Below are 24,790 nucleotides of genomic sequence, written 5' to 3' on the forward strand. Positions count from 1 at the left end.
CCTATATCGTGGGTTCGAGCGATCAGGGCAAGGGGCGATCAGGGCAAGGGGGCCGACCACAGCAGGGGGGCGATCAGCGCAAGGATTGCGAGGATCGTCACCTCGGCAATCTGTTGGCTGGCACCGATCGTATCGCCCGTATGGCCACCGATCTTACGGCGCACGAAAACGGTGAACGACTGGCCGACGGCCGCCGTGACTGCGAGTACGAAGATGGCAACCACGATGCCGAGATGCGAGCCGATGAACACGAGCCCCATTACGCCGCCGGTCAACAACGCCACATTGCGTGCTGCCTGGCTTGGTGCTCCGAGCGACGCGGCGACACCGCTGGTGCGGGCAGGCAGGAGTGCGCTCCAGTGCCAGATCATCACGGCGCGGCTGACACAGGCGGCCGCCAGCATCGATACCGCCGAAAGGCTTGAGTCGAATCGTGCCAGCGCCGCCAGAGACGCAATCTTCAATCCGAGCGACAGAATGAGCGCCACGACCCCGTAGGAGCCGATACGGCTGTCTTTCATGATGTCGAGCGCGTGGTCCCTGTCGCGCCCGCCGCCGAGGCCATCGGCTGCATCTGCAAGTCCGTCCTCGTGCAGTGCGCCGGTCATCAGCGTCATCAGCGAGATCGCGATCAGGCTCGAAACAAGCGGATCGCAAACCTGCGACAACCCGTACAGAATGAGTGCCGGCACGAGCGCAATCACCGCGCCTGCCAGTGGAAAGGCCCGCACTGACTGGGAAAACGAGCCGTTATGGCCCATGAAAAACCTGTCCGGCACGGGTATGCGGCTGAGGAATGCCACTGAGCGGGCGAGGTCAGCGATAAATTCGGTCGCGTTTGGCAGTTGTCGCTCCATGTTTCGGCGATTAAGAGAGGCGCACACAAAGCGCGATTTGCCGGCAAACACAAGCGCGCCGGTCAATACGAGAGAGACTTGATCCATGAGCGTGAGCGGCCTGCCTTTCGATGATTTCCGCAACCTGATAGCCAATCTGCCGGGGCCGGACCCGCGGGCGCTTGCCGCTGCCCGCGATCGCGACGCGCAGTTGACCAAGCCGCCGGGAGCGCTTGGAAGGCTTGAGGAAATTGCCTTCTGGCTGGCCGCCTGGACAGGCCGGGCACCGGCCGTCACCCGCCCGCTCGTGGCGATCTTCGCCGGCAACCACGGTGTCACGCGCCACGGCATTACGCCTTTCCCGCCGTCCGTGACCCAGCAGATGGTGGAGAATTTTGCCGCAGGTGGTGCGGCAATTAATCAGATCTGCGTCACCCATGATCTGGGCCTCAAGATCTTCGATCTGGCACTCGAATACCCGACCGGTGACATTGCCACCGAAGCCGCTCTCTCAGAGCGCGACTGCGCCGCGACCATGGCCTTCGGCATGGAGGCGATTGCCGGCGGCACCGATCTTCTCTGCCTCGGCGAAATGGGCATCGGTAACACCACCATCGCCGCCGCCATCCATCTGGCGCTCTATGGCGGCGAGGCCGAGGACTGGGTCGGTCCCGGCACCGGCTCCCACGGTGACCTGCTTGCCCGCAAGATCGCTGTCGTCAAGCAGGCGGTGGAAACCCACAAGGACCATCTCGACGATCCGCTGGAAATCCTGCGTCGCCTTGGCGGCCGCGAGATCGCAGCCATCGCGGGTGCCATTCTCGCCGCCCGCATGGAAAAGATCCCGGTCCTGCTCGACGGCTATGTCGTCACTGCCGCCGCGGCGATCCTCAAGGCTGCCAATCCGTCGGCGATCGACCATTGCCTGATCGGCCACGTCTCGGCCGAACCCGGTCACCTTCGCTCGATCGAAAAGCTCGGCAAGACGCCGCTTCTGGCGCTCGGCATGCGGCTTGGTGAGGGCACCGGTGCGGCGCTTGCGGCCGGCATCGTCAAGTCGGCGGCGGCCTGCCATTCCGGCATGGCGACCTTCGACCAGGCCGGCGTTACCAACAAGGACTAACGAGGCTTCATGGACAGGACACCGCTCGACAGCAATAGCGAAAAGCCGAGCGGTGTCCGCCGCATCATTGCCGCGACCCGCTATTCGATGCAGGGCCTTCTGCGCCTCTGGCACGAAGAGGCTTTTCGTCACGAGATCATCGCCCTTGTCGCGGGGGTGATCTTGTTTGCCGCCGTCGGGGCGGCCGCGACCGACTATCTCGTCTTCCTCATTCTCATGCTCGTCCTGTTCGCCGTCGAGGCGCTCAATACCGCGATCGAGGAACTGGTCGACCGAATCTCACCGGAAATATCCACCGTCGGCCGCCATGCCAAGGATCTCGGTTCCTTCGCCGTCTTCTGCCTTCTCGCCGCCAACGGCCTTTTTGCGCTCTACGTGGTAATCCGGTCGCTTTTTCTCTGAACTTTGGCTGTGCATCGGCCTGTCATGACGTCATCGTGAACCGCGTTTTACCCTTGCCGAGCCGTCGAGTGCAAAATCTGGGGGTGGACACCGATAGGTCAAAAAAATTAGCATTTGTCATGTTTTGAAGAATATGGATCGATCAGTTTGTCCGATAGCAAGGTCGAAATTTTCGAAAATGACTTCAAGTGGATTGTCCGTGTCTGCGAGGACGGACAGGTGACGGAACGCATCTTTCATCTTGCAGAGCACGCCCGCTCGTGGGCCGCGGGGCAGGAGATCCGCATCGCCAGCGAGGCGAGGCGCAGGGTCGGCGACCGTCAAGAGTGTCGCCGCTGAATCGGCTTTCTGGTTCGGGGGCGGAGCTGGGTTTCTATCATGTAAGGCTTGAGCCGTCGGGCGGATTCTTGGACCGGCAAAACTCAGGTATCGGAAGGGCTGGGCTTGGTGCCCGGCATGGTCTCGGGATCTCGGGCGGCATGCCTGACGCCAACGACCACGATATCGCCCTCAGCCAGATAAAAAATTATATAGGGATAGGGACTTGCCACGATCCTGCGCATGTTCATGTGATCTGTCTTTATGCCACTCGATGGATGCTGGCATAAGCGATCAAGTACCTCGCGAATACGCTGGCCCACTCTTTGTGCCGCCTGAGGCGATTGGCCGGCGAGATAGCCGAGACCTCTTCCAGTTCGCGCGAAGCTTGGAGCGTGAAGCGCAGCTTCACTTGACGTATCTCGACCAGATTGCATCCAGCTCTTCGGCAGATGCAAACTCTCCTTGTGCGGCTTGAGCAAGTGAAACGTCAAACGACGCCTTTTCCTGCTCTGTCAATTGGTGGAAGTCTGAACCCTCATTGACGAAACTCAGCATGATGCGCGCCAGTTCGTCCTGCAGTTCTGCAGGCAGATCGCGGGAGGCTTCGATGGCCATGTCGAGTAATGTTGTCATGGCGCCAATATGCACCTGAAACCGCTGTTGCGAAAGGCCCTCGGGTCGCTCTCAGGCAAAGCTGCGGCGGCGGCGTTCGATCGTGGGGGTATCCTCGACGGCCGGCAGGCTCTGCATCACGCGGGTGGCCGGCAGGATGGCGATCACCTCGGTTCCTTCGCGCAGCTTGGAACGCAGCACGAATTGCCCGTCATGCTTGGCAAGGATTGCCTGGACGATCGGCAGACCGAGGCCTGTTCCCTGTTCGGCACTCTTGATGGCGATCGATCCCTGACCGAAGGCCGACAATACGATCGGGATTTCCTCTTCCGGTATGCCCGGCCCGTTATCCTTGATCGATACATATTGGCCGCCGCCCGCCGTCCAACCGACCTTGACGGAAATCTCGCCGCCTTGGGTGGTGAATTTGACCGCATTTGAGAGCAGGTTGAGGATGACTTGGCGGATCGACTTCTCGTCCGCCCACACCATCGGCATGCCAGGCTCGAACTGCGACTTGATGCCGATATTCTTGGCCCGCGCACGCAACTGTACCATGCCGATACAATCTTCCGCGACTTCGAGGAGCGACAGCGATTCCTCGTTGAGATCATAACGGCCGGCTTCGATGCGCGACAGATCGAGGATCTCGTTGATGAGGTTGAGCAGGTGTTCGCCGGAACTGTGGATGTCGCCTGCATATTCCCGGTAGGTCGGGTTCGGCAGCGGCCCGAGCACTTCCGAACTCATCACCTCGGAAAATCCGAGGATGGCGTTGAGCGGGGTGCGAAGCTCGTGGGACATGGAGGCGAGGAAACGCGACTTGGCGAGGTTTGCCTCTTCCGCGCGGCGGCGTGCCTCGTCCGACATCGATTTCGCCACTTCCAGCTCGGCGATCAGGTCGTCCTTTTCCGACTGGTAGGACATCAGCGTCAGATTGGTGCGATAGAGCCTGTCGCCGACGAAATGGAAGAAGACCACGGCCGTGGCGCAGATTGCGGTCAGTCCGATGTCGAGCAGGTTTCCTGTTTTGACTGCCGAAAACATCAGGACAGCGACGACCGGCAGGAAGCCGATCAGCACGCTCTGACGCAACATGAAGCTGCTCATCGCGGTAATCGAGATCGCAAACAGCAGCACCGCGCCCTTGTAGAAATAGAAGCTGTCGCCGCCGCAGGTCGGGCAGGACCGATAGCCAAAGATGGCCCAGCCTATGCCCAGCAGGATCTGTGCGCAGAGAAGTCGCCGGCGCCACTTGGCCGATTCCGTATTGGCAATTTCCTTGCGCGAGAAACGGCGCGCCAGGAGAAGGTTGATCGCATGCAGGCTGAGCATCAACAATGCCCAGCCGATGAGATCGGTGCCTGGCGAAAGATAAAGCCCGATGCCCGCGGCAAAGGCGATGAACAGGGGAATGACCGCAGCCGACTGAAGCACCGTATTCACATGCATCGACAGCATGTCGCGATCGAAAGCCTGGTTGCCGGTGGTCGAAAGCTGCAAACGTTCACGCGTCGCGCGAACGGCCTTCGATACCGCCTTGTTGCGGTGGCCACGCGATCGATCAACGATGATCTTGTCGGTCGAGGTACTGACGCCGCTACTCATTGTTGTGAACTAATTCCTCGGATGATTGAGAGCTTATGTTCCAAACCTTAAGAAGATACTGCCGTGAAAGGTTTTGTTTGCCATTTTCCTGAAGCTTCCCTTTGTGATTGGGACCGGATCGTGACCCGCCTTGCCAAGCTCCTGAAGGATGGCCTGTTTCTCTGCGCCTTCCTCGTCCTCTCTTGCCTGATCATCGCCAAAATCGATCTCGGCGGTGGGAGCAGCATCGCTGGTCCCTTCTTTGCAATCGATGGCGACACCTTGGCGACAGATGGTGAGCGGCTGAGGCTGATCGGCATCGACGCGCCGGAAAAGGACCAGACCTGCGGTGGCGATGGGCACGACGTGTGGACATGCGGCAGTGTCGCGCGAGAGGCATTGTCGAAACTTGCCTCTTCACCTGACATTCGGTGCGCAGGCTCAGCCCGGGATCGCTACGGGCGTCTGCTGGTCGACTGTAGGTTGGGCGATCTCGACATCAATGCCGATCTCGTCCGCCGGGGCATGGCGGTCGCCTATGGTCGCTATGGCGGCGAGGAAACGGCTGCGCGCGGTGAGGGGAAGGGCCTTTGGTCCGGCCCCTTCGAGACGCCGGCGGCATGGCGAAAGGCGAGAGGGATCGGCCGCGCGGGGGACGACGCGCCCAGGGCAGCAATCAGCCTCGAGGCCATCGCTGAGTGGATCGGGAGACTGTGGCCATGGTCGTGACCGATCCGCGCCGGCTCGCCGATCTCACGGCAGCGATCGCTGCCTGCCGGATCTGTCGCGATCAGCCGCTCCATGGCGATCCGCTTCCGCACGAGCCACGACCGGTCGCAATCCTGTCTCCCACGGCGAAACTGTTGATCGCCGGGCAGGCGCCGGGGCTCAAGGTGCATGAAAGCGGCCTGCCGTTCAACGATGCCTCGGGCAATCGGCTGCGTGACTGGATGGGCGTAAGTCGCGAAGAGTTCTATGATAAAAGCCGCATTGCCATCGTGCCGATGGGCTTCTGTTTTCCGGGCTATGACGCCAGGGGCAGCGACCTTCCTCCCAGACGCGAATGCGCGCCCGCCTGGCGAAATGAGGTTCTGTCGGCCATGCCGCAGATCGACACGATCCTTGTCGTCGGGCAATATGCTGCGGCGTGGCATCTGGGACGGCGGCGCGCCAGGAGCATGACGGAGACGGTGCGGAACTGGCGGGACTATTTTCTCGTTAACGACGGACCGAGACTACTGCCGCTGCCGCATCCGAGTTGGCGCAATACGGCCTGGCTGAAGAAAAATCCCTGGTTCGAACAAGACGTGCTGCCGGTGATGAGGCAGGCTGTGGATAGCTTGATACGCGAAACGAATTTCGGTTAACTGCTCAGAATTAGGTCTATAATGGAAAATCATTTCGAAAGGGGACAATGATGGATCGTCTGGACCGCAAGATACTGCGCATATTGCAGGAGGATTCCACTCTGGCGGTTGCGGATCTCGCCAAGAAGGTCGGTCTGTCGACGACGCCCTGCTGGCGCCGCATCCAGAAGATGGAAGAGGATGGCGTCATCCGCCGTCGCGTGGCGCTGCTCGATCCGGGCAAGGTCAACACCAAGGTGACGGTTTTCGTCTCGATCCGCACCGCCAGCCACTCGATCGAATGGCTGAAGCGCTTTTCCGAAGTGGTGGTCGATTTCCCCGAAGTCGTAGAATTCTACCGCATGAGCGGCGACGTCGATTATCTCCTGCGCGTCGTCGTGCCGGATATCGCCGCCTATGACGCCTTCTACAAGCGGCTGATTTCCAAGATCGAGATCCGCGACGTCTCCTCCGTCTTCGCCATGGAGCAGATCAAGTACACGACCGAACTGCCGCTCGACTACATGCTGCTCGACAACCAGAAATCCGGCGACGACTGAGGCGGTAAAGAGGTTGCGGGCTCTCCGCCTCCATAGCCCCAACAAATATTACAAGGGCTCGCAAAGGCGGGTCTTCTTCGCTACTTTCGCTCCAGCCGTGCCAGCAGCGAGGATGTATCCCAGCGATTGCCGCTCATGGCCTGCACGTCGCCGTAGAACTGGTCGACAAGGGCAGTGAGCGGCAGCTTGGCGCCGTTGCGGCGGGCCTCCGTCAGCACGATGCCGAGATCCTTGCGCATCCAGTCGACGGCAAAGCCGAAATCGTATTTGCCCTGATCCATCGCCTTGTAGCGGTTTTCCATCTGCCACGAGCCGGCGGCACCCTTGGAAATGACGTCGATGACCTTGCCGATGTCGAGCCCGGCCTGCTTGCCGAAATGGATGGATTCCGCAAGCCCCTGGACGATGCCGGCAATGCAGATCTGGTTCATCATCTTGGTCAGCTGGCCGCTGCCGACCGGTCCCATCAGGCCGACCATGCGGGCATAGGCACCGATCACCAGCTCTGCCCGATCAAACACCGCCTGTTCGCCACCGCACATCACGGTGAGCACGCCATTTTCAGCCCCGGCCTGGCCTCCAGACACTGGAGCGTCGAGGAAATCGATGCCCTTGTCTTTCGCCGCTTCCCCGAGTTCGCGCGCCACTTCGGCGCTGGCCGTCGTGTTGTCGATCAGCACCGCGCCTTTCTTCATCGCCGAAAGAACGCCGGTCTCGCCCGTTGTCACCGAGCGGAGATCGTCGTCATTGCCGACGCAGGTGAAGACGAAATCGGCATTTCTGGCGGCTTCCGCCGGCGTCGCGCCCGTGTGCCCGCCAAATTTCGCCGCCCAGTCGCCAGCCTTGCTCGCCGTGCGGTTATAGACGGTGACGTCGTGGCCGCCCTTCACCTTGAGATGTCCCGCCATCGGGAACCCCATTACGCCGAGACCGATGAATGCCACTTTCGCCATGCCGAACCTCCGTCATTTCTCCGATAGCCACGATTAGAACAAAGCATGGTCTTCGCAAGGCAAAAACGTCGAAAAAATCAAATTCCGAAAACGGCGGCCAATAGAGATTTAGCAGTTTTGCATTCCGATCGCTCCGATTTGGAGAAATGAAATCTCCTCGAACGGGCATTTTTTGAAACGATGGAATGTCGACCAAGTCGATAGAGTATGGGAGCCTTTTGTCATCGAGGGAGCGCAGTCATGGGAACGATGGCTGACCCGAAGAAGAGCAAAGGGAGATTTCCATGGCGACAGGCATCAACACATTTCGGCACACACGTCGGCAGGCACTCGCGCTGATCGGCGCCGCAACGGCCGGAATGGCCCTCCCGTTCGGTGGCCAAGCCATGGCGGCGACGAAGGAACTGCGCATCGGCTGGCAGAAGAACGGCGTTCTGGCGCTGGCCAAAAGCCAGGGCGCGCTCGAAAAGCGCTTTGCCGATCGCGGCATCAAGGTCTCCTGGTCGGAATTCACCTCCGGGCCGCCGCTGCTCGAGGCGCTTGGCGCCGGTGCGCTCGATTTCGGCCCGACCGGCGATGTGCCGCCGCTGTTTGCCCAGGCAGCCCGCGGCAATCTCGTCTATGTCGGCACCTATCGCGGCAGTTCCGAAGGCTCGGCCATTCTGGTGCGCAAGGATAGCCCGATCGAGAAGATCGAGGACCTGAAAGGCAAAAAGCTCGCCTTCAAGCGCGGTTCGAGCGCCCATAACGTCGCCGTCAAGGTGCTCCGCAAGGGCGGCCTTCAACCGTCTGATGTCACGCTGGTCGACCTTGCGCCGCCGGATGCGGCTGCCGCCTTCAAGAACGGCTCGATCGACGCATGGTCGATCTGGGATCCCTATACGGCGATTGCGGAAGCCGATCCGCAGACCCGCGTACTGACGACGGCCGACGGCATTCTGGATACCTGGAGCTATTTCCTCGGAAACGGTGACTTTGCCGCTGCCAATGGCGAACTGATCGTCGAGGTCATCGACGAACTGAAAAAGGTCGGCGGTGCGGCACAGGCCAATTTCGACGAGACGGTAAAGGCGATCGCCTCGATCACCGGCGTGCCGGAAGACATCACGAAAGTGGTCCTTTCCCGCAAGGGTGCCGATCTCGGCGCCGTCGCCACCGTCTCCGACGATGCGGTCAAATACCAGCAGGCGCTGGCGGACGAATTCTACGACCTGAAGATCATCCCGCGCAAACTCGATGTCGGCGACATCGTCTGGCGCCCGAAGGCGAGCTGAGCCGCTCCCCCCATTTTCGAGCCCGCCCGATAGAGATCAAGGATTTTCACCATGACCGATCACGCAAAACCCATCGATTTTCTCTGGTTCATTCCGACGGCCGGCGACGGCAGCTATCTTGGCGGAAGCGACCTGAACCGCCCGCCGGAGCATCGCTACCTGCGCGAGCTCGCCCAGGCCGTCGACCGTCTCGGCTATTCCGGCGTGCTTCTGCCGACCGGGGTCTCCTGCGAGGAATCCTTCGTCACCGCCGCAGCATTGGCGCCCTTCACGGAAAAGCTGAAATTCCTCGTGGCGATCCGCCCCGGCACCGCCGCGCCCGCCTATTACGCCCGCCTTGCGGCAGCGCTCGACCGGGTGTCGAACGGCCGGTTGCTCCTCAATATCGTCGTAGGCGGCAATCCGTCGGAACTCGCGGGCGACGGCATCTTTCTCGAACATGACGAGCGCTATGCCCATGCAGAGGAATTCTTCCAGGTCTTCGAAGATCTGGTGACCACGGGCCATGCCGATCTCGACGGCAAACACATCAAGGCGAGGGATGCCAAGCTCGGCTTCCCGACCATCCAGGAGCCGCGCCCGCCGCTCTATTTCGGCGGATCGTCGGATGCCGGCATCGAATTCTTTGCCGGCCGCGGCGACAAGTACCTCACCTGGGGCGAACCGCCCGAACAGGTGGAGCAGAAGATCAAGGCAGTGCGTGCCGCGGCCGAAAGGCGGGGCAGGGACGTCTCCTTCGGCATCCGGCTGCATTTCATCGTCCGCGAAACGGATGAGGAGGCATGGCAGGCCGCCGACAGGCTGATCTCGAAACTCTCCGACGAGACGATCGCCAAGGCGCAGGCGCATTTCGCCAGGGATTCGGATTCGGTCGGCCAGCGCCGCATGGCAGCGCTGCACAATGGCCGCCGCGACAAGCTGGAAGTCTCCCCCAATCTCTGGGCCGGCATCGGTCTGGTGCGCTCCGGCGCCGGTACGGCGCTGGTCGGATCGCCGAAGACGGTAGCGGCACGGCTGAAGGAATATCAGGATCTCGGCATCGAGACAGTGATCGGCTCCGGCTATCCGCATCTGGAAGAGGCCTATCGCGTCGCCGAGCTTCTCTTCCCGGAATTGGGGATTACGCGCGAACAGCAGCGCGCCGGCTTCGGCAACGAGTTCGGTGGCGAAAGGCATGTCTTCGGCGGCGGCGGCCACTCGACCATCCGCGCGGTGGCTGCATCCTGAACCAGACCGGCGAGAGGCGAATACGATGACGACAATCGACATGTTTTCCGATGGCGGCCGCATCAGGCGCCTTGCCGACGAAGACAATAATCCGGTGGCACGAACCGGCACGACATCCCCTCCCAGGGCTGCGGCGGAGAAAGGTGCGCGGGTTGGAGATCGCCCGCGCATCCTCTCCGAAGCGGGTGAGACAAAGAACACCAGGGCGGCCGGCAGTAACACTGGCGCTGCCAGGGAGAGGCTGATCCGCGGCTTTGCCAATGACGGCCGCTTGCTGCCCTATCTCCTGCCGGTGACATTGATCCTGCTATGGCAGGCCGGCTCATCGGCCGGCATCATCGCCGATCGCATCATGCCGGCACCGGCGGCCGTTGTTGCCGCCTTCTGGGAAAGGCTGCTCTCGGGCGAACTGGCGGAAAATATCGCCGTCAGCGGTGCGCGTGCCTTTGCCGGCCTTCTGGTTGGCGGCTCGATCGGCTTCCTGCTCGGCATCGCCAACGGCGTGTCGAAACTCTCCGAACAGCTGACCGACACCACGCTGCAGATGCTGCGCACCATTCCGCATCTGGCGATGATCCCGCTCGTCATCCTCTGGTTCGGCATCGGCGAGGAGGCAAAACTGTTTTTGACCTCGCTCGGCGTCCTCTTTCCGGTCTATCTCAACACCTATCACGGCGTCCGCAATGTCGATCGCGACCTCGTGGAGATGGGCCGCGTCTACGGCATGAGCAGCTGGTCGCTGTTTAGGAAAGTCATCTTTCCCGGCGCGCTTCCTTCGATCTTCGTCGGCCTGCGCTATGCGCTCGGCATCATGTGGCTGACGCTGATCGTGTCGGAATCGATCGCCGCCAATTCCGGCATCGGTTACATGGCCAATACCGCCCGCGAATTCATGATGACCGACGTCGTGGTCCTGTCGCTCGTCATCTACGCCATACTCGGCAAGCTTGCCGATGTTGTTGCCAGAACACTGGAACGCCGGGCGCTTGCCTGGAATATCGCTTACCAGAAATGATCAGGCCAGAAATGATCAGGCCAGAGATGAGGAGAACAGCCATGCCGATCGGACCCTTTCAGTCACCGCTCGCCTTCATCTCCGATAGCGAACTGGTTGAATATCTGAATTTCCAGCCCGTCGAGGCACCTCCCGAGCCGATAGAAGAGGCTTCGCCGCAGCCGGCAGGACTGCGGCTGCGTGGCGTCGACAAGCTTTTCGGCGCCAACCATGTTCTGAAGGGCATAGATCTCGACGTGCCGGCCGGCCAGTTCGTCGCCATCGTCGGCAAGAGCGGCTGCGGCAAGAGCACGCTTTTGAGATTGCTGGTCGGGCTGGACGCGCCGACCGGCGGCGAGATTTCCTTCTACGGAGCTGATGGCGAAACGCTGGAACCGAATGCCCGCATCGTCTTCCAGGAGCCGCGCCTGCTGCCATGGTTTTCGGTTGCCGATAACGTGGCGGTGGGACTTGGCGACGGTGTGTCGAAGGCGAGGGGCCGCGAGCGGGCAGGGCAGGCGCTCGCCGCCGTACAGCTGGCCGAGAAGGCCGCCGAATGGCCGTCGAAACTCTCCGGTGGGCAAAGGCAGCGGGTGGCGCTTGCCCGCGCACTGGTCAGCCGCCCCGGCCTTCTGGCGCTCGACGAACCGCTCGGCGCGCTCGACGCTTTGACCCGCATCGGCATGCAGGATCTCGTTACCGATGTCTGGCGTGAACTCGGCTTCACCGCGGTCCTCGTCACCCATGATGTGGCCGAAGCCGTGCATCTCGCCGACAGGGTCATCGTTCTCGACGAAGGCCGCATCAGCCTCGATCTCGATATCCCCCAACCCCGCCCGCGCCGTCATGGCGATCCGGCTCTGGCCGAACTGGAGGGGCAATTGCTGGACCGGATCTTGGGGCGGGGCTGAAGGAGCCTTTCAAATAAAGAGAAAGCCGCGGACCATGTCTGCGGCTTTCTCTGCTTCGGCAATCAGAACGGCTTGATCACGGCCAGCGCCACGATCAGCACGAGACAGATCAGGATGACCGGCATGCCCACGCGCACGAAGGCGTTCGGGTCGAGCTTCGGATCGGCGGCCATCTTGCGCATGGCGGCCTGCTGCATGCCGTGCAGCGCCGACAGGATGACGACCAGCAGGATCTTGGCATGCAGCCAGCCATTGCCGGCAAAGCCGGTATAAGCGAAGGCGAGCCACAGGCCGAAGATCCACACGCCCGCAAGGGCTGCCGTCGTGACAGTACGGTCGTATTTCCTGAGCGCCACGATCACCCCGACGCGGATCTGCGCCGGCACCATGGAAATCACGAAGGCATTCATCAGCATGCCGCCGATGAGCAGGAAATCCGACAGAAGGTGCAGGGCCTTAATGACGAAATAGAGCATTCTCATTCACTCCAGATGATGGATTCGGTAAGGCCGAGTTCGGCCAGGTCATTGGCGCGCAACGCCTGCTCGGCAGGGTCGGCAGGAAAGAATTCATCGAGCTGCGGTGGCTTCACCGATGTGCCCGACAGCATCGCATGAACCTGTCCGCGATGGTGGATCTGGTGCTGGAACAGATGCATGAGGATGCGGTCGGCGCGCTCCACCTGCATATGCGTCTTTCGCGGAATGCGAACCTCCGCGCCAAGCGTCTCCGGTGTCAGGCCGCGACAGTGGTCGATCAGGCGTCTGTCGGCGAGGCGCTGCTCGCGCGCCAGATCGGCAAATGCCGGATAGGGGATTTCCGGATCGAAGGCAGCGCTCCCCGGACAGTTCCCTTCCAGTGCCCCGATATAGAGCCAGTCGACCGTCAGGATATGGTTCAGCGTATGGATGATCGAGGAGAAGAAGCTGACGCGCGGTCCGGCAAGCTCACCCTCGGATAGCATTGCGCAGGCCTTGAGGATCCGGTGATTGGCCCAGGCATTGTTATAGGCCTGGGCGATGAAAGTGCGCTCCGGCGTCATGAAGCCGTTCCCCGTTGAAGCGAAGAAACTAGCCCTTCAGCTTGGCGATGACCAGATGGCCGGGGCTCGGATTGCCGTCCTGCATGCGCACGTTGATGTCACTCATCTCGACGAGCTCGAAGCCGGTATCGACAAGCCGGGCGCGGATGTAAGCCGGTGCATGCAGGAAGCGCTGATGCGGGCCGACGGCATAGGTGGCCGCGCCATCTTCCGCGGTAATGGCTTCCGACGAGAAGATGAACAAGCCACCGGCCACCATGTTCTCCGCCGCGCCGAAGAACAGAGGTTCCAGCGCGCCGAGATAGGGCAACACGTCGGTAGCGGTGATCAGGTCGAAAGCGTCGTCGTCATTGTCTTCGAGGAAGTCTTCGACTTCGGCGACATAGAGCGTCTCGTAGAGATCCTTCTCATGGGCGATCTCGACCATGTTTTCCGAAATGTCGATGCCGGTGATGTCGTCCACCATGTCGCGCAGCGCGCCGCCGGTAAGCCCCGTGCCGCAGCCGAGATCGAGCATCCGCTTGAACGGGCCGAGCTTCCGCTCCTGCAGCCGCTGGCGCACCATGACGGGTACGGCATAGCCGAGCTGCTCGACGAGAATGTCTTCGAAGCTTTCGGCATGCTGGTCGAACAGCGTCTCGACATAGGCGTCCGGCGCCTTGGGCGGAGCCTCGCCGCGGCCCATCGAGGCGATCCGCACGGAGGCGCCGCCGTGATCCTCGGGGTCGATTTCGAGCACCTGCTGATAGGCCTTGACCGCGGCATCGAAATCGCCGGCCTTTTCCAGCGCGAGCGCCCGGTTATAGGCTTCCGCCAATGCGTCTTCGTCGATCTTCGCCATGAACCTTCATCCTCGTTATTGCGAGCGCTTTAAGCGTCGCCGGGGCGTTTGGCAATCGCGAGGATTGACATCGCAGAAGTCAGCGGGGGCTCAATGCAGGATGATCTCGCCGTTCACCGCCCGCCATTCATTGGCCGCGATCAGCTTGCGATGCACGTAGCGCACCGAATGCAGCGGCCCGTCCAGCGTCTCCTCCCAGAATTTCAGAAAGCCTTTCATCTCCGGAAAGTCCGGCGCGAGGTCGTAATTCTGCCAGACGTAGCTCTGCAACAGTTTCGGGTGGTCGGGCAGGCGATAGAAGATCTGGGCGGTGGTGAGGCCATAGCCTCTCAGCATCATTTCGAGTTCCGACATTTGCTGTTCCCTTGTTTGGCGACGCAGCGGATGCGTCACCATCAAGGGGAACATGGCATGCTTAACGGAAGCTTGACATATGTCGGTTTTATGAATGTTTAGTGTTTTATTGCAATAGGTTAGCAGTGCTCGAAATCGAGTGCTGCTAACGCTTCAGGTGGCGGGTCAACCGGCGTTCGATCCAGGCCCAGAGGTGCCGCAGCGCTTCCACCATGGCAAGGTAGAAGATCGCCGCCCACAGATAGGTCTGGTAGTCGAACGTGCGCGAGAAGGCATAGCGCGTCTCGCCCATCAGGTCGTAGACGGTGACGATCGACACAACCGCCGAACCCTTGATCAGCAGAATGATCTCGTTGCCATAGGGGCGAAGCGCCACGATCAGCGCCTGCGGCAGGATGACCTTGCGAAACGCGATCCGCTTCGACAGGCCGAGCGCGGCGGCACCCTCGCGCTGTCCGTTCGGCACGCTTTCGATCGCCCCGCGCAGGATTTCCGCCTGATAGGCGGCGGTGTTGATCGTCAGCGAGAACAGGCCGCAATACCAGGCATCGCGGAAGAACCACCAGAGGCCGATGGCTTCGAACTGCGGCCGGAAACTGCCGAAGCCGTAATAGACGACGAACAATTGGGCCAGCAGCGGCGTGCCGCGGAAGAAGTAGACATAGGCATAGGCGAAGGCGCCGATGATGCGGTTCTTCGACATGCGGGCAAAGGCGAGCGGCAGGCCGATCACCGCCCCCAGAATGACGGAGAGGCCGACCAGTGACACGGTCGTCCAAAGGCCGTGCATGTAGCGCGGCCCGTAACGTTCCAGCTTGTCCGGATCCCAGCCGGTCACCACCATGGCGATGAGCGCGACCGCCAAGAGCAGCCAGACGGCCAGCAGCCCAACACCCAGCATGCGCGCGCCCGTGAGAGGCCGCTCGACGATCTTCGGCGCGGGACGCGGCTGGATCAGTTCGCTGACATGGCTCCCCGAAATGCTCATCGATGCACCTCCGAGCGTTTTGCCCAGCGTTCGATGAAGCCGAGGCCGAAGGAGGAAATGATCGCCAGCAGCAGATAGAGCAGGCAGGCAAGGCCGTAGAAGAAGAAGGCGTCCTTGGTCACGCGCACCGCCACATTGGTCTGGCGCAGGATATCGGCGAGCCCGATGATTGAAACATAGGACGTGTCTTTCAACAGGATCATCCAGAGATTGCTGAGGCCCGGAAGCGCGATCCGGACGAGCTGCGGCAGGATGATCAAGAGCATGGTGCGCCAGCGGCGCAAGCCGAGCGCATCGCCGGCCTCGTATTGCCCGCTCGGGATGGCACGGAAGGCCGACAGCAGCACTTCCGAGCAATAGGCGGAAAACACCACCGACAGCGCGATCATGCCGGCAACGAAGGCATTGATCTCGATCCGCTCGTCATAGCCGAACGAGGCAAGAACCGACTGGATGAGGATCTGCGCACCGTAATAGATGATGAACAGCGTGAGCAGTTCCGGCATGCCGCGGAAGATCGTCGTGTAGATCCCGGCGGCAAGCCTCAGGAGGCGATCCTGCGATTGCTGCCCGAGCGCCACGATGAAACCGATGATCAGGCCGACCGGGAGCGTGCAGAGGGCAACCGTGACGGTGATTCTGACACCTGCCGCGATCTCGTCTCCCCAGCCGCTGTCGCCACAGGCAAGGATCGTCCCGTTCCCCATGAGGGAAAACACACCGACCGGACCGCAGAACGGGTCGAAGACGGTCGATATCCAGGTCAGAACATTGGCCACAATATCGCCAAGTGCGGAAAACAATCCGCCCATCCATATTCCCCTTGTTCGATGGCGGTCTTGGCCGCCTTTATCTGGGTGTTGTCAAACAAAAATGGCGGAAGGGCAAGCCTCCCGCCATTTTTGGCTATGACCGGCAGTGGATTTCTTACTCGCCGTAAACGTCGAAGTCGAAATACTTGTCCTGGATCTTCTTGTAGGTGCCGTCGGCGCGGATGGCGGCGATCGCGGCGTTGAGCTTGTCCTTCAGCGCGGTATCGCCCTTGCGTACTGCAATGCCTGCACCGATGCCGTTGATTTCCGGGTCGCTCTTCAGCGGCGTCAGGATCTTGCAGCATGCGCCGGCGTCCGACTTGACCCACTGCGACAGAACGACGATGTCGTCGATGACAGCGTCGATACGGCCGTTGGAGATGTCGAGCTTGTATTCATCGGCAGTCGGGTAGAGCTTCAGCTCGGTACCGGAAAGATGCTTCTCGGCATAATTGGCGTGCGTAGTGGAGCTCTGTGCGCCGATCGTCTTGCCCTTCAGGTCTTCGATCGTCTTGGCCGGCGAATCCTTCGGCACGGCGATTGCCGGCGGGGTGTTGTAATATTTGTTGGTGAAATCGACGAGCTTGGAACGCTCCGGCGTGATCGACATGGACGACAGGATCATGTCGAACTTCTTGGCCTGAAGGGCCGGGATGATGCCGTCCCAGTCATTGCTGACGAAGGTGCATTCGACCTTCATCTGGGCGCAGAGCGCGCGGCCGATATCCATGTCGAAACCGAGGAACTGACCGCTGGCATCGACATATTCGAAGGGCGGGTAGGTGGAATCGGTGCCGATGACGAGCTTGTCGGCAGCCATTGCGGAGCCGGCGAACATCGAAATCGCGGCGATCGACGCGGCAGCAAGCGCACGGAATGAAATCTTCATAATGGTCCTCTCTGTTGGCAACCCGGCGGCGTTTGTTAGGTTTTTCACCGTTGGGGCAGGGCGCATCAGCGCCGTGCTTTTTATAGATACCGCCGCCGGAAAAATTGCAATGGCATTTTGTGAGGCAACCTCGGGCTTCACAACAGCTTGTTTCGGCTGTGGTGAACGGCTCGTTCAAACGCCGTTCAGACTTAAGCCCCGATCATGCGCAACTGAGCTGCTTTGCCTCGAAGGGAACAAATTTGACGCAAATGCAGTTGAGACGCCGCTAAAGTCCGCCCGCCGAGGCAAAAATGGACGATCGGGACGAAACACAGAAAGAGGAATATGCCATGTCGATAAAATCCAGATTGTTTGCCAGCGTGGCAGCCCCGGTCCTGTCCCTGCCGCTGTTGATCCAGCCGGTCATGGCGATGCCTTTGGGGCTTGATGTCGCACCCGCCGGTATGGCGCAACCGGGCCTCATCCGCGTCCAGCAGCAGGTCATCCCGCAGGATGAGCAGCCGGGCAAGGGCAAGGAACGCCAGAAGCGCGATGAAAAGCAGCGAGACGACAAGCAGCAGGGAGGCGAGCGCCCGCAGGCCGAAGGCCGCGGCAAGGGCGGTGATCAGACGGGCGGCCAGGGTGGCGACGAGCAGCCGAAGCGCCGTCAGCAACAGGCAGATCAGGCCCCGCAGCAGCGCGAGGCACCGAAGCAGGATGCACAGCAGGCCGGTGAGCCGCAGCGCAAGCCAAAGCCGGCGGATCAGGCCGGCGAGGCGCAACCGAAGTCGCGCCAGCAGAATGCCGAGCAGGCACCCGATGCCAAGCCTGCCAAGAAGCAGGATGCTCAGCAGGCTGAACAGCCTCAGCAGGCTCCTAAGCCCGCCCGGCAGCAGGCTGACCAGAGTGGCACGGCCCAGCCGGCCAAGCCTGCACGTCAGGCAGACCAGGCCGAAGAGCCGCTACAGAAGCCGCGCCAGCAGAATGCCGAGCAGGCACCCGACGCCAAGCCCGCTAAGAAGCAGGATGCCCAGCAGGCGGAGCAGCCGCAGCAGGCTCCGAAGCCGCCCCGCCAGCAGGCCGATCAAGGCACAGGCAATCAGCCCGTAAGTCCGGCCAGACAGGCGGATCAGGCACAGCAGCCGCAGCGCAAGCCGCATCCGGGCGATCAGACCGGCGAGCCGCAGCAGAAGCCACGCCAGCAGAATGCTGACGGTGCCCCTGATGCGAAGCCTCCGAGAAAGCCGGATGCTCAGCAAGGCCAGATGCAGCCGGACCAGGCCCAGCCCGGCCAGACCCAGCCTGGTAAGGCGCCAGCCAGCCAGCAGGCCGGCCAGGGTTCCGACCAGCAGCTGAACAACGGCCGTCCAGGCCAGCCGCCTCAGACCGCCAAGACCCCCGAGCAGGTGGAACGTGCCAAGGAGATAGCCAAGGATCCGAAGGCCGCAAAGCCCGGTGAAACGGCTGTTCTCCCGGTTGAAAACGGCGCGGCCGTGCTCGACAGTGCCAAGCAACCCAACCGGCGTCCATCGGCTGATGGCCGTAACCAGCCGGGCCAGTCCGATCAGCAGGCAGGACAGCAAGGCCGTCCGTCGCGCAATCCGGTCGCAGACCAGCCGGCAGGTCCTCCGCCGCGTTCCGATGCCGATGCGCAGGGTCCGGGCATGTCCCGCCAGCAGGAACAGCAGGCGGTGCGCGATGCCGACAAGGAGCGTGGCCAGCGCCTCGACAAGCGTCCGAAATTCGAGCGGCCGAAGGGCTGGGAAGTTCTCGGCGCAGCCGCTCTTGGTGCTGCGGTCGGCTATGCGGTCGGGCAGGGCCAGCAGGGCAACCCGCCGCCGCAGCCAGGCTATGCCGACCGCGATGACGGGCGCGTCTTCATGCGCATCGACGATCAGGAGGTTATCCGCCACGACGACAGCCGTCGCTTCTACGACGATCGCCGCCCGCCGGAATATGACCAGCTCAGCCAGGGCCGTGTCCGCGAAGTCATCATGCGCGACGACGGCACGCGTATCGTCACCATCCGCAACCGCTATGGCGAAATCGTGCAGCGTTCCCGCGTAGCCCCCGATGGCCGCGAATATGTGCTCTATTATGCACCGCAGCTGGTCAACGAGACCCGCGGTCCGGACTATGTCTGGCGCGATCCGGGCGATGACCTGCCGCCGATGCGCCTGCAGGTGCCGCTCGACGATTATATCGCCGACACCTCGGCAGAGCCGAATCGCGACTACTACCGCTTCCTCGAGCAGCCTCCGGTCGAACGTGTCGAGCGCGTCTATTCGCTGGATGAGGTCCGCTATTCGGCCCGCCTGCGAGACAAGGTGCGCCGTATCGACCTCGATACGATCACCTTCGACACAGGCAGCGCCGATATTTCGATGAACCAGGCCGGCACGCTGCGCAATGTCGCCGAAGGCATCAAGCAGGTGCTGGGCAAGGACCCGTCTGAAACCTTCCTCATCGAAGGTCACACCGATGCCGTCGGCTCCGATCAGGACAATCTCGTCCTCTCCGACCAGCGTGCGGAATCGGTCGCTCGCGTCCTGACCGATGTCTATGGAATCCCGCCGGAAAACATGGCGACGCAGGGTTACGGCGAACAGTTCCTGAAGGTCCAGACCGCTGGCCCGAACCAGGAAAACCGCCGCGTCACCATCCGCCGTATCACCCCGCTGGTAAAGCCGGTCGCCTCGAACCAGTAAGGGGCCGCTATCAGGTTAAAAACGGAAAGCCGCCGGTCGCAGGATCGGCGGCTTTCCTTTATCCGGATTGCAGGGATTAGCGTCTGGGAACGCCGATGGTCTCGATCACGAAATCGGCGATCGCCGCCGTATCGTCGAGGTCGAAAACTGGCAGGCGCGCGTCTTCGACCGGGTGGTCGGCTGCGATGGCAACGATATGCGGGTCGCTCGGTGCCAGTGGCTCGCGGCTTCTCGATGCCAGCCGCCTCAGTTCGATCTTCGGGATCGCCTCCTGCTTGTAGCCCTCGACCAGAACCAGGTCGCAGGGCGATATCCGCTGCAGGATTTCTTCGAGCGTCGGTTCGGCAGCGCCCCGCAATTCGTGCATGATGGCAAATCGTGTGCCCGAGACGATCGTCACCTCCTCGGCGCCCGCCTCCCGGTGGCGAAAGGAATCGGCGCCCGGCTTGTCGATGTCGAAATCATGATGCGCATGCTTGATCGTCGAGATCCGGTAGCCGCGTGCTGTGAGTTCCGTCACCAGCCGGACGGTCAGTCCGGTCTTGCCGGAATTCTTCCAGCCGGAAATGCCGAAGGCCGGCGTGTGCAATCCCTGCAATGTCTTTGATGCCGCCGGTGGTGTCAGCTGTGATGTCATGCGAGAGCCTCCGCAAAGGCCTGCGCATCGGTAAGCTCTTCGGGCGTATTGATGTTGAGGAAGGGATCGAGTTCGCCGGCGCCTGTCTGCAGCGGCGAAAAATCGACAGCCACCGTATGGTGACGATCGAGGAATGCGTTGATACGGCGGTTGTCTTCAACGACGAGCGAGTGCTCCAGATCATCGGCAAGGGCTGTCGGCCAGAGGCCGAAGACCGGGTGACGGCGCCCAAGCGAAGACGCGATGACGATCGCTTCCTTGCTATCGCAGGCGGCGATCAGCCTTTCAGCGAGATCCTTCGGAAAGAACGGGCTGTCGCAGGGCACGGTGAGGTAATGCGAGGCTTCCGCGTAATGACGCATGCCTGTCAGTATTCCGGCAAGCGGCCCGAGCTGCCCGGCTACGCTGTCTTCAATGACGGGCAATGACTCGAATCCGGGAAAGGCCGCGGAAGAATTGACGGAAACCGAGGTGACCTGGGGTGTGAGCCTGTCGACCACATGTCTCAACACGGCCTTGCCGTTGAGCGGCAGCAGCGCCTTGTTGGCCCCCATGCGGCTCGATCTGCCTCCGGCGAGAATGAGGCCGGGCGGCACCTTGGTCTGTCCCATATATTCTTCCCTGTTGAGCGCGCCCGCCAAGGATACTGAGGCCCCCCGTCATACCCCGGAGGGAGTAACGGCGGAGGTCTTGGCGGTGTCGCTGGCGCGCCGGCTTTCGCGATAGAACGTGTAGAGGCCGGATGAGATGACGATGGCGGCGCCGATCAGCATGGAGGTCCCCGGTCTTTCACCGAATGCCAGGACACCGATCAGCAGGGCCCAGATGAGGCTGGTATAGCGGAACGGCGCAACGAAGGATATGTCGCCGGATCGCATCGCGAGGATGACGGTCTGATAGGCGCAGAACAGGGCCACCGCCGTCAGCGACAGCTTCATCCAGTTGTCCCCTGAAATCGGTTGCCAGCCACCCGCCGGCACCAGGAGCGCAAATCCCACCGTCATCGTGACGAAGGACGTGAACAGCGTTACATGGAGTGTCGGGATGTCTGCGGAAATTCGCCGCGTCGTGAGGTCGCGTGCAGCGGTGAAGACCACTGAGACGAGCGCAAGCAGTGAGTAGCTGGAAAACCCGTCCGGTCCCGGCTGGATGATCAGAAGCACGCCGAGAAAGCCGACGATGATGGCACTCCAGCGCCGCCAGCCGACCGGCTCATGGAAGAGCAGCGCGGCACCCAGCGTCACCGCCAGCGGCAGAGATTGGGTGATCGAATAGGCCGCGGCGAAATCGATGCGCGCCAGCGCATTGAAATAGGTCAGTGTCGCGCCGAGATCGAAACATGTACGCAGGAGCACCAGCGGATGGCTGACGCTGCGCAGGGAAAATCCTGTTCGCAGCGACAGCGTCACGGCAAGCACGAGCGCAAACGTCATGACCCCGCGCACAGCCATGATCTGCGGAATGCTGAGATCATGGGTCAGCGTCTTGACCAAGGCATCGTTGCAGGAAAACACCGCCATCGCGGTCGCCATGAAAAGCGCGCCGCGCGTGTTCTCCGACAATGCCATGATGATTCCCCCAGCCGATGCGCGGTCGTGTTTAAGGGATAGGCATGGTTGCCGCCAGCGATTTTGCACTGTCGCCCGACAGGCGGGAATGTCTTGCATTTCGCCATTAACGGTTGTTCAACTCAATGTGGTGAAGGTTGTGCAACTATTCCCGCATGACGCTGGAATCGCTTCGCTGCGCACGCATGCTGTCGTGCCGGGCAGTGCAGCCAATGACGGGGATTAATTTGTTTGTAGATCGCCTTCTCCAGGGCCGCAAAATCGTTACCAAGGTTCTACTTTTTGTCATTCCGCTGATCCTGCTCATCGCAGGCGTCGGCCTCGCCGGGTATTACACGGCAAGCACGCTGAACGGCCACATGACCGTCACCCGTGCCACGATTGAAAATATCAGTGATTTCGAACGACTTCAGGCAAGCCTGCAGCAATTTGCAGAAACGCCCAGCGACCACACGGTCGCAACCCTGAAGGCCGATATCGACCGTCAGGAAAAGGGCGTGGCGACGCTTGAAGGCCTGCTCGTCTCCGATGATGATCGCAGCCGCGTCGCACCGGTTGCCGGACTGGCGGGGGCCATGCGGACCCATGTCGATACGCTCTGGGCGACCAAGACCGCCCGCGAGCAGGCCGATGCGCAGATCGTGTCGGCCATGGTCGGTATTTCCACTCTTGGCGACGGCGTGGAAAAACAGGTCGGTACGCTGCGCAAGCAGACCGAGGGCAAGGAGAAATTTGCCAAGGGCATGCTGCTCGAAGCCTATGCCTATAACGCCATTGCCGGGCGCATCGCCAACCTGCGGGACGCCATGCGGCGTGCCGACAGCGACGATGGCGCCGTCAACACGGCAACGCTTTATCTCGGCGCGCTCAACCAGGAATTCGCCAATATCAAGGGCCTTGTCCCGGACAAGGTCGACAAGGTCTTCGATCCGACCCGCCAGGCGGCGGCCGATATGGAAAAGGCGCTCGCCAGCGACGCATCACCTGCCGACAAGGCGCAGGCGATGCGCCTCGGCGCCAGCGCCTTCATGCGCATCCAGGGTGATCTCGACAGCCTGACCACGAAGAAGGCGGTCACGGCCGCGGAACGTTTCGTTGGTCTGGAAGGCGATGTCGCTGCCCAGCGCGACTTGCTCGCCCAGACGGAGGATTCGCTTCGCCGCATCGGCGAATTGAAGCTTCTCGTCGAAAAGCTTCGCGGCACGGCAAGCGAAGAGGCTCGCACCCAACTGGTTGCCGGCACCGCCGCCCTGCGCAAGATCAGTGCCAGTGTCTCCGACCTCGCTAAGACCAATGTCACCATGGCCGAATTTGCCGGCAAGGTCGCAATCCACCTTGCGTCGATCGATGAGGCATCGGCAAAGCTGATCGACATAGCCCACGACTGGCAGACCAAGAAGCTTGCCGCCTCACAGACGCTGACGGCCGGCATGGCCGGCCTCAAGAACTTCGTCGCCCAGGCGCAGGAAGTCGGCAAGGAGGACAGCGAGCGGTCGGCAACGCTCTCGGTCGCCGCCATGGTGATCGGCACCGTGCTGGCGATCGCCGGTGGCCTGATGCTGGTCGAAACCCTGCGCGGCCCACTGCGCCGGGTAACGGAAGTGATGAAACGGCTTGCCGATGGCGATCTTGAAGTGGCGATCGAGGGCCGCGAGCGCGGCGACGAGATCGGCGACATGGTTCGGTCCGTCACCGTCTTCCGCGATGCGGCCAAGGAGAATATCCGCCTGGAACAGGAGGCCGCCACCGCTCGCGAATTGTCCGCCGCCGAAACCGAACGCCGGTCGGCGGAACGGGCACGCGTCGCCGCCGAGCAGGAACATGCATTGACCGCTCTTTCGGGCGTTCTCGGAAGCCTCGCCGAGGGTGATCTCGCCACCGGAATGGACGAGGATCTTCCGGAAGACTTCGTGGTCATGGCCCGCACCTACAATCAGGCTGTGGAGGCCCTGCGGGCGACGCTGTCGGAAGTGCGCTACGCCGCCCACGAGATCAATGGCGGCACCGCCAATCTCTCGGCCTCCGCCGATGATCTCGCCCGCCGCACTGAGCAGCAGGCTGCTGCACTGGAGCAGAGCTCGCGGGCGTTGCGCCATCTGAGCGACGTCGTGCGCGGCACCGCCGCCAATGCGAAGGAGACCTCGCGCTCGGTCAACGAGACGGAGGAATTTGCCGTCCGCTCCGGCACCGTCGTCGCCCGCGCCGTCGATGCCATGGCCGAGATCAGCCGTTCCTCCAACAAGATCGCGACGATCATCGGCGTCATCGACGAGATCGCCTTCCAGACCAACCTGCTTGCACTGAACGCCGGCGTTGAGGCTGCCCGTGCGGGCGAGGCGGGCAGGGGCTTCGCAGTCGTTGCCCAGGAAGTCCGGGAACTGGCACAGCGCTGCGCAGGCGCCGCCCGCGAGATCAAGCAGTTGATTTCGGCAAGCGCCACCCAGGTCGAGAGCGGCGTCAATCTGGTTGAGGAGACAGGCGAGGCGCTGACCAGGATCATCGCCCATGTCAGCGATGTGCGTAAACTCGTGGCACAGATCTCGTCGGCCGCCGCCGAGCAGTCGACGGGCATCACCGAAGTTACCCAGGCCGTCCACGACGTCGAGCTGATCACCCAGCAGAACGCCGCCATGGTCGAGGAGAACAACGCCGAAATCCGCGGCCTTCGCCACCGCGTCGAGGACCTGACGCAGAAGATCGGCCGCTTCCGGACCGGCGCCTACCGGGAAGACAGCACAGCCGAACGCCAACCGATCCGCCGCAACAACGCCGCGTGATCGGTTGACCTGGGCAAGGCACATCTGAAACGTATCGAAAGGCCGC

At 61.8% G+C, this 24,790-nt stretch carries 27 protein-coding genes; 11 read left to right on the top strand and 16 right to left on the bottom strand.

Annotation, left to right across the window (positions count from 1 at the left end):
• Positions 1-38 precede the first annotated feature (38 nt).
• A complete protein-coding gene (gene cobS, locus NCHU2750_RS08475; protein WP_119943109.1) occupies positions 39-857 on the bottom strand; it encodes an adenosylcobinamide-GDP ribazoletransferase in 819 nt (272 codons plus the stop codon).
• A gap of 85 nt (positions 858-942) precedes the next feature.
• Here cobS and cobT point away from each other — a divergent pair, with 85 nt between their 5' ends.
• Positions 943-1,959 carry a nicotinate-nucleotide--dimethylbenzimidazole phosphoribosyltransferase gene (cobT, locus tag NCHU2750_RS08480; protein WP_119940041.1) on the top strand — a complete coding sequence of 339 codons (1,017 nt, stop codon included), beginning with the start codon at positions 943-945 and terminating at the stop codon, positions 1,957-1,959.
• Between the two features lie 9 nt (positions 1,960-1,968).
• On the top strand, positions 1,969-2,361 hold the full coding sequence (locus NCHU2750_RS08485; protein ID WP_119940042.1) for a diacylglycerol kinase: 393 nt from the start codon (positions 1,969-1,971) through the stop codon (positions 2,359-2,361).
• 117 nt (positions 2,362-2,478) lie between these two features.
• On the opposite strand, the gene NCHU2750_RS30415 is transcribed toward NCHU2750_RS08485, so the two are convergent.
• From NCHU2750_RS30415 to NCHU2750_RS08505, 4 genes are all read right to left on the bottom strand, one after another.
• Positions 2,479-2,685 carry a hypothetical protein gene (locus tag NCHU2750_RS30415; protein WP_162939550.1) on the bottom strand — a complete coding sequence of 69 codons (207 nt, stop codon included), beginning with the start codon at positions 2,683-2,685 and terminating at the stop codon, positions 2,479-2,481.
• Between the two features lie 98 nt (positions 2,686-2,783).
• Positions 2,784-3,116 (bottom strand): type II toxin-antitoxin system RelE/ParE family toxin, encoded by a 333-nt coding sequence (locus NCHU2750_RS08495; RefSeq protein WP_119940044.1) that lies wholly within the window; start codon positions 3,114-3,116, stop codon positions 2,784-2,786.
• Positions 3,088-3,315 carry a hypothetical protein gene (locus tag NCHU2750_RS08500; RefSeq protein ID WP_119943111.1) on the bottom strand — a complete coding sequence of 76 codons (228 nt, stop codon included), beginning with the start codon at positions 3,313-3,315 and terminating at the stop codon, positions 3,088-3,090. The genes NCHU2750_RS08495 and NCHU2750_RS08500 overlap by 29 nt, the downstream gene beginning before the upstream one ends.
• Before the next feature lie 51 nt (positions 3,316-3,366).
• Positions 3,367-4,902, bottom strand: a complete 1,536-nt coding sequence (locus NCHU2750_RS08505; RefSeq protein WP_119940045.1) for a sensor histidine kinase — start codon at positions 4,900-4,902, stop codon at positions 3,367-3,369.
• 120 nt (positions 4,903-5,022) lie between these two features.
• On the opposite strand from NCHU2750_RS08505, the gene NCHU2750_RS08510 reads away from it, so the two are divergent.
• The 3 genes from NCHU2750_RS08510 to NCHU2750_RS08520 are packed head-to-tail and all read left to right on the top strand — an operon-like array spanning position 5,023 to position 6,787.
• Positions 5,023-5,610 (top strand): thermonuclease family protein, encoded by a 588-nt coding sequence (locus NCHU2750_RS08510; protein ID WP_162939551.1) that lies wholly within the window; start codon positions 5,023-5,025, stop codon positions 5,608-5,610.
• Entirely contained in the window at positions 5,601-6,248 is a 648-nt protein-coding gene (locus tag NCHU2750_RS08515; protein ID WP_119940047.1) for a uracil-DNA glycosylase family protein, read from the top strand. The genes NCHU2750_RS08510 and NCHU2750_RS08515 overlap by 10 nt, the downstream gene beginning before the upstream one ends.
• A 50-nt stretch (positions 6,249-6,298) precedes the next feature.
• Positions 6,299-6,787, top strand: a complete 489-nt coding sequence (locus NCHU2750_RS08520; RefSeq protein WP_119943113.1) for an Lrp/AsnC family transcriptional regulator — start codon at positions 6,299-6,301, stop codon at positions 6,785-6,787.
• A gap of 80 nt (positions 6,788-6,867) precedes the next feature.
• Here NCHU2750_RS08520 and NCHU2750_RS08525 read toward each other — a convergent pair whose 3' ends face one another.
• Complete coding sequence (locus NCHU2750_RS08525) at positions 6,868-7,740, bottom strand: NAD(P)-dependent oxidoreductase (protein ID WP_119940048.1); 873 nt, start codon at positions 7,738-7,740, stop codon at positions 6,868-6,870.
• Positions 7,741-8,024: 284 nt separating this feature from the next.
• Between NCHU2750_RS08525 and NCHU2750_RS08530 the strand changes: the two genes are divergently transcribed.
• Genes NCHU2750_RS08530 through NCHU2750_RS08545 form a run of 4 tightly spaced genes read left to right on the top strand, consistent with a single transcriptional unit; the run spans position 8,025 to position 12,146 of the window.
• Complete coding sequence (locus NCHU2750_RS08530) at positions 8,025-9,014, top strand: aliphatic sulfonate ABC transporter substrate-binding protein (RefSeq protein WP_119940049.1); 990 nt, start codon at positions 8,025-8,027, stop codon at positions 9,012-9,014.
• 51 nt (positions 9,015-9,065) lie between these two features.
• Positions 9,066-10,241, top strand: coding sequence for an FMNH2-dependent alkanesulfonate monooxygenase (ssuD, locus tag NCHU2750_RS08535; RefSeq protein WP_119940050.1), 1,176 nt, complete (start codon positions 9,066-9,068; stop codon positions 10,239-10,241).
• Between the two features lie 25 nt (positions 10,242-10,266).
• Positions 10,267-11,256: an ABC transporter permease subunit gene (locus NCHU2750_RS08540; RefSeq protein ID WP_349509026.1), complete on the top strand. Its 990-nt coding sequence runs from the start codon at positions 10,267-10,269 to the stop codon at positions 11,254-11,256.
• 41 nt (positions 11,257-11,297) lie between these two features.
• Entirely contained in the window at positions 11,298-12,146 is an 849-nt protein-coding gene (locus NCHU2750_RS08545) for an ATP-binding cassette domain-containing protein (RefSeq protein WP_119940051.1), read from the top strand.
• Positions 12,147-12,208: 62 nt separating this feature from the next.
• On the opposite strand, the gene NCHU2750_RS08550 is transcribed toward NCHU2750_RS08545, so the two are convergent.
• The 7 genes from NCHU2750_RS08550 to NCHU2750_RS08580 all read right to left on the bottom strand — a co-directional run bounded on the left by NCHU2750_RS08550 (position 12,209) and on the right by NCHU2750_RS08580 (position 17,072).
• Positions 12,209-12,622, bottom strand: coding sequence for a CopD family protein (locus NCHU2750_RS08550; protein ID WP_162939552.1), 414 nt, complete (start codon positions 12,620-12,622; stop codon positions 12,209-12,211).
• 2 nt (positions 12,623-12,624) lie between these two features.
• On the bottom strand, positions 12,625-13,188 hold the full coding sequence (locus NCHU2750_RS08555) for a DinB family protein (RefSeq protein WP_119940053.1): 564 nt from the start codon (positions 13,186-13,188) through the stop codon (positions 12,625-12,627).
• Positions 13,189-13,216: 28 nt separating this feature from the next.
• The gene (locus tag NCHU2750_RS08560) at positions 13,217-14,029 is read right to left on the bottom strand and encodes a class I SAM-dependent methyltransferase (protein WP_119940054.1); all 813 of its coding nucleotides are present in this window, start codon (positions 14,027-14,029) and stop codon (positions 13,217-13,219) included.
• A 90-nt stretch (positions 14,030-14,119) separates the two neighbouring features.
• Positions 14,120-14,383, bottom strand: a complete 264-nt coding sequence (locus NCHU2750_RS08565; RefSeq protein WP_119940055.1) for an usg protein — start codon at positions 14,381-14,383, stop codon at positions 14,120-14,122.
• A gap of 145 nt (positions 14,384-14,528) precedes the next feature.
• The gene (locus tag NCHU2750_RS08570) at positions 14,529-15,371 is read right to left on the bottom strand and encodes an ABC transporter permease (protein ID WP_119940056.1); all 843 of its coding nucleotides are present in this window, start codon (positions 15,369-15,371) and stop codon (positions 14,529-14,531) included.
• Positions 15,368-16,183 (bottom strand): ABC transporter permease, encoded by an 816-nt coding sequence (locus tag NCHU2750_RS08575; protein ID WP_119940057.1) that lies wholly within the window; start codon positions 16,181-16,183, stop codon positions 15,368-15,370. The genes NCHU2750_RS08570 and NCHU2750_RS08575 overlap by 4 nt, the downstream gene beginning before the upstream one ends.
• Before the next feature lie 115 nt (positions 16,184-16,298).
• The gene (locus tag NCHU2750_RS08580) at positions 16,299-17,072 is read right to left on the bottom strand and encodes an ABC transporter substrate-binding protein (protein WP_119940058.1); all 774 of its coding nucleotides are present in this window, start codon (positions 17,070-17,072) and stop codon (positions 16,299-16,301) included.
• A gap of 332 nt (positions 17,073-17,404) precedes the next feature.
• Here NCHU2750_RS08580 and NCHU2750_RS08585 point away from each other — a divergent pair, with 332 nt between their 5' ends.
• Positions 17,405-19,762 carry an OmpA family protein gene (locus NCHU2750_RS08585; RefSeq protein WP_119943116.1) on the top strand — a complete coding sequence of 786 codons (2,358 nt, stop codon included), beginning with the start codon at positions 17,405-17,407 and terminating at the stop codon, positions 19,760-19,762.
• A 76-nt stretch (positions 19,763-19,838) separates the two neighbouring features.
• Here the strand turns inward: NCHU2750_RS08585 and mobB are convergent, their stop codons facing one another.
• The 3 genes from mobB to NCHU2750_RS08600 are packed head-to-tail and all read right to left on the bottom strand — an operon-like array spanning position 19,839 to position 21,967.
• The gene (mobB, locus tag NCHU2750_RS08590; RefSeq protein WP_119940059.1) at positions 19,839-20,399 is read right to left on the bottom strand and encodes a molybdopterin-guanine dinucleotide biosynthesis protein B; all 561 of its coding nucleotides are present in this window, start codon (positions 20,397-20,399) and stop codon (positions 19,839-19,841) included.
• The gene (gene mobA / locus NCHU2750_RS08595) at positions 20,396-21,010 is read right to left on the bottom strand and encodes a molybdenum cofactor guanylyltransferase MobA (protein ID WP_119940060.1); all 615 of its coding nucleotides are present in this window, start codon (positions 21,008-21,010) and stop codon (positions 20,396-20,398) included. Before mobA ends, mobB begins: the two co-directional genes overlap by 4 nt.
• A 48-nt stretch (positions 21,011-21,058) precedes the next feature.
• Positions 21,059-21,967 carry a DMT family transporter gene (locus NCHU2750_RS08600; protein WP_119940061.1) on the bottom strand — a complete coding sequence of 303 codons (909 nt, stop codon included), beginning with the start codon at positions 21,965-21,967 and terminating at the stop codon, positions 21,059-21,061.
• A 212-nt stretch (positions 21,968-22,179) separates the two neighbouring features.
• Here NCHU2750_RS08600 and NCHU2750_RS08605 point away from each other — a divergent pair, with 212 nt between their 5' ends.
• Positions 22,180-24,744, top strand: a complete 2,565-nt coding sequence (locus NCHU2750_RS08605; RefSeq protein ID WP_119943118.1) for a methyl-accepting chemotaxis protein — start codon at positions 22,180-22,182, stop codon at positions 24,742-24,744.
• The last annotated feature ends 46 nt before the right edge of the window (positions 24,745-24,790 follow it).

Source organism: Neorhizobium sp. NCHU2750, from assembly GCF_003597675.1.
GTDB lineage: Bacteria > Pseudomonadota > Alphaproteobacteria > Rhizobiales > Rhizobiaceae > Neorhizobium.

Excerpts from the sequence above, each read along its gene's own strand:
- cobS (WP_119943109.1), bottom strand. The coding sequence starts at position 857 with ATGGAGCGACAACTGCCAAACGCGACCGAATTTATCGCTGACCTCGCC.
- cobT (WP_119940041.1), top strand. The coding sequence starts at position 943 with ATGAGCGTGAGCGGCCTGCCTTTCGATGATTTCCGCAACCTGATAGCC.
- NCHU2750_RS08485 (WP_119940042.1), top strand. The coding sequence starts at position 1,969 with ATGGACAGGACACCGCTCGACAGCAATAGCGAAAAGCCGAGCGGTGTC.
- NCHU2750_RS08495 (WP_119940044.1), bottom strand. The coding sequence starts at position 3,116 with ATGCAATCTGGTCGAGATACGTCAAGTGAAGCTGCGCTTCACGCTCCA.
- NCHU2750_RS08500 (WP_119943111.1), bottom strand. The coding sequence starts at position 3,315 with ATGACAACATTACTCGACATGGCCATCGAAGCCTCCCGCGATCTGCCT.
- NCHU2750_RS08505 (WP_119940045.1), bottom strand. The coding sequence starts at position 4,902 with ATGAGTAGCGGCGTCAGTACCTCGACCGACAAGATCATCGTTGATCGA.
- NCHU2750_RS08515 (WP_119940047.1), top strand. The coding sequence starts at position 5,601 with ATGGTCGTGACCGATCCGCGCCGGCTCGCCGATCTCACGGCAGCGATC.
- NCHU2750_RS08520 (WP_119943113.1), top strand. The coding sequence starts at position 6,299 with ATGGATCGTCTGGACCGCAAGATACTGCGCATATTGCAGGAGGATTCC.
- NCHU2750_RS08525 (WP_119940048.1), bottom strand. The coding sequence starts at position 7,740 with ATGGCGAAAGTGGCATTCATCGGTCTCGGCGTAATGGGGTTCCCGATG.
- NCHU2750_RS08530 (WP_119940049.1), top strand. The coding sequence starts at position 8,025 with ATGGCGACAGGCATCAACACATTTCGGCACACACGTCGGCAGGCACTC.
- ssuD (WP_119940050.1), top strand. The coding sequence starts at position 9,066 with ATGACCGATCACGCAAAACCCATCGATTTTCTCTGGTTCATTCCGACG.
- NCHU2750_RS08540 (WP_349509026.1), top strand. The coding sequence starts at position 10,267 with ATGACGACAATCGACATGTTTTCCGATGGCGGCCGCATCAGGCGCCTT.
- NCHU2750_RS08545 (WP_119940051.1), top strand. The coding sequence starts at position 11,298 with ATGCCGATCGGACCCTTTCAGTCACCGCTCGCCTTCATCTCCGATAGC.
- NCHU2750_RS08550 (WP_162939552.1), bottom strand. The coding sequence starts at position 12,622 with ATGCTCTATTTCGTCATTAAGGCCCTGCACCTTCTGTCGGATTTCCTG.
- NCHU2750_RS08555 (WP_119940053.1), bottom strand. The coding sequence starts at position 13,188 with ATGACGCCGGAGCGCACTTTCATCGCCCAGGCCTATAACAATGCCTGG.
- NCHU2750_RS08560 (WP_119940054.1), bottom strand. The coding sequence starts at position 14,029 with ATGGCGAAGATCGACGAAGACGCATTGGCGGAAGCCTATAACCGGGCG.
- NCHU2750_RS08565 (WP_119940055.1), bottom strand. The coding sequence starts at position 14,383 with ATGTCGGAACTCGAAATGATGCTGAGAGGCTATGGCCTCACCACCGCC.
- NCHU2750_RS08570 (WP_119940056.1), bottom strand. The coding sequence starts at position 15,371 with ATGAGCATTTCGGGGAGCCATGTCAGCGAACTGATCCAGCCGCGTCCC.
- NCHU2750_RS08575 (WP_119940057.1), bottom strand. The coding sequence starts at position 16,183 with ATGGGCGGATTGTTTTCCGCACTTGGCGATATTGTGGCCAATGTTCTG.
- NCHU2750_RS08580 (WP_119940058.1), bottom strand. The coding sequence starts at position 17,072 with ATGAAGATTTCATTCCGTGCGCTTGCTGCCGCGTCGATCGCCGCGATT.
- NCHU2750_RS08585 (WP_119943116.1), top strand. The coding sequence starts at position 17,405 with ATGTCGATAAAATCCAGATTGTTTGCCAGCGTGGCAGCCCCGGTCCTG.
- mobB (WP_119940059.1), bottom strand. The coding sequence starts at position 20,399 with ATGACATCACAGCTGACACCACCGGCGGCATCAAAGACATTGCAGGGA.
- mobA (WP_119940060.1), bottom strand. The coding sequence starts at position 21,010 with ATGGGACAGACCAAGGTGCCGCCCGGCCTCATTCTCGCCGGAGGCAGA.
- NCHU2750_RS08600 (WP_119940061.1), bottom strand. The coding sequence starts at position 21,967 with ATGGCATTGTCGGAGAACACGCGCGGCGCGCTTTTCATGGCGACCGCG.
- NCHU2750_RS08605 (WP_119943118.1), top strand. The coding sequence starts at position 22,180 with ATGACGGGGATTAATTTGTTTGTAGATCGCCTTCTCCAGGGCCGCAAA.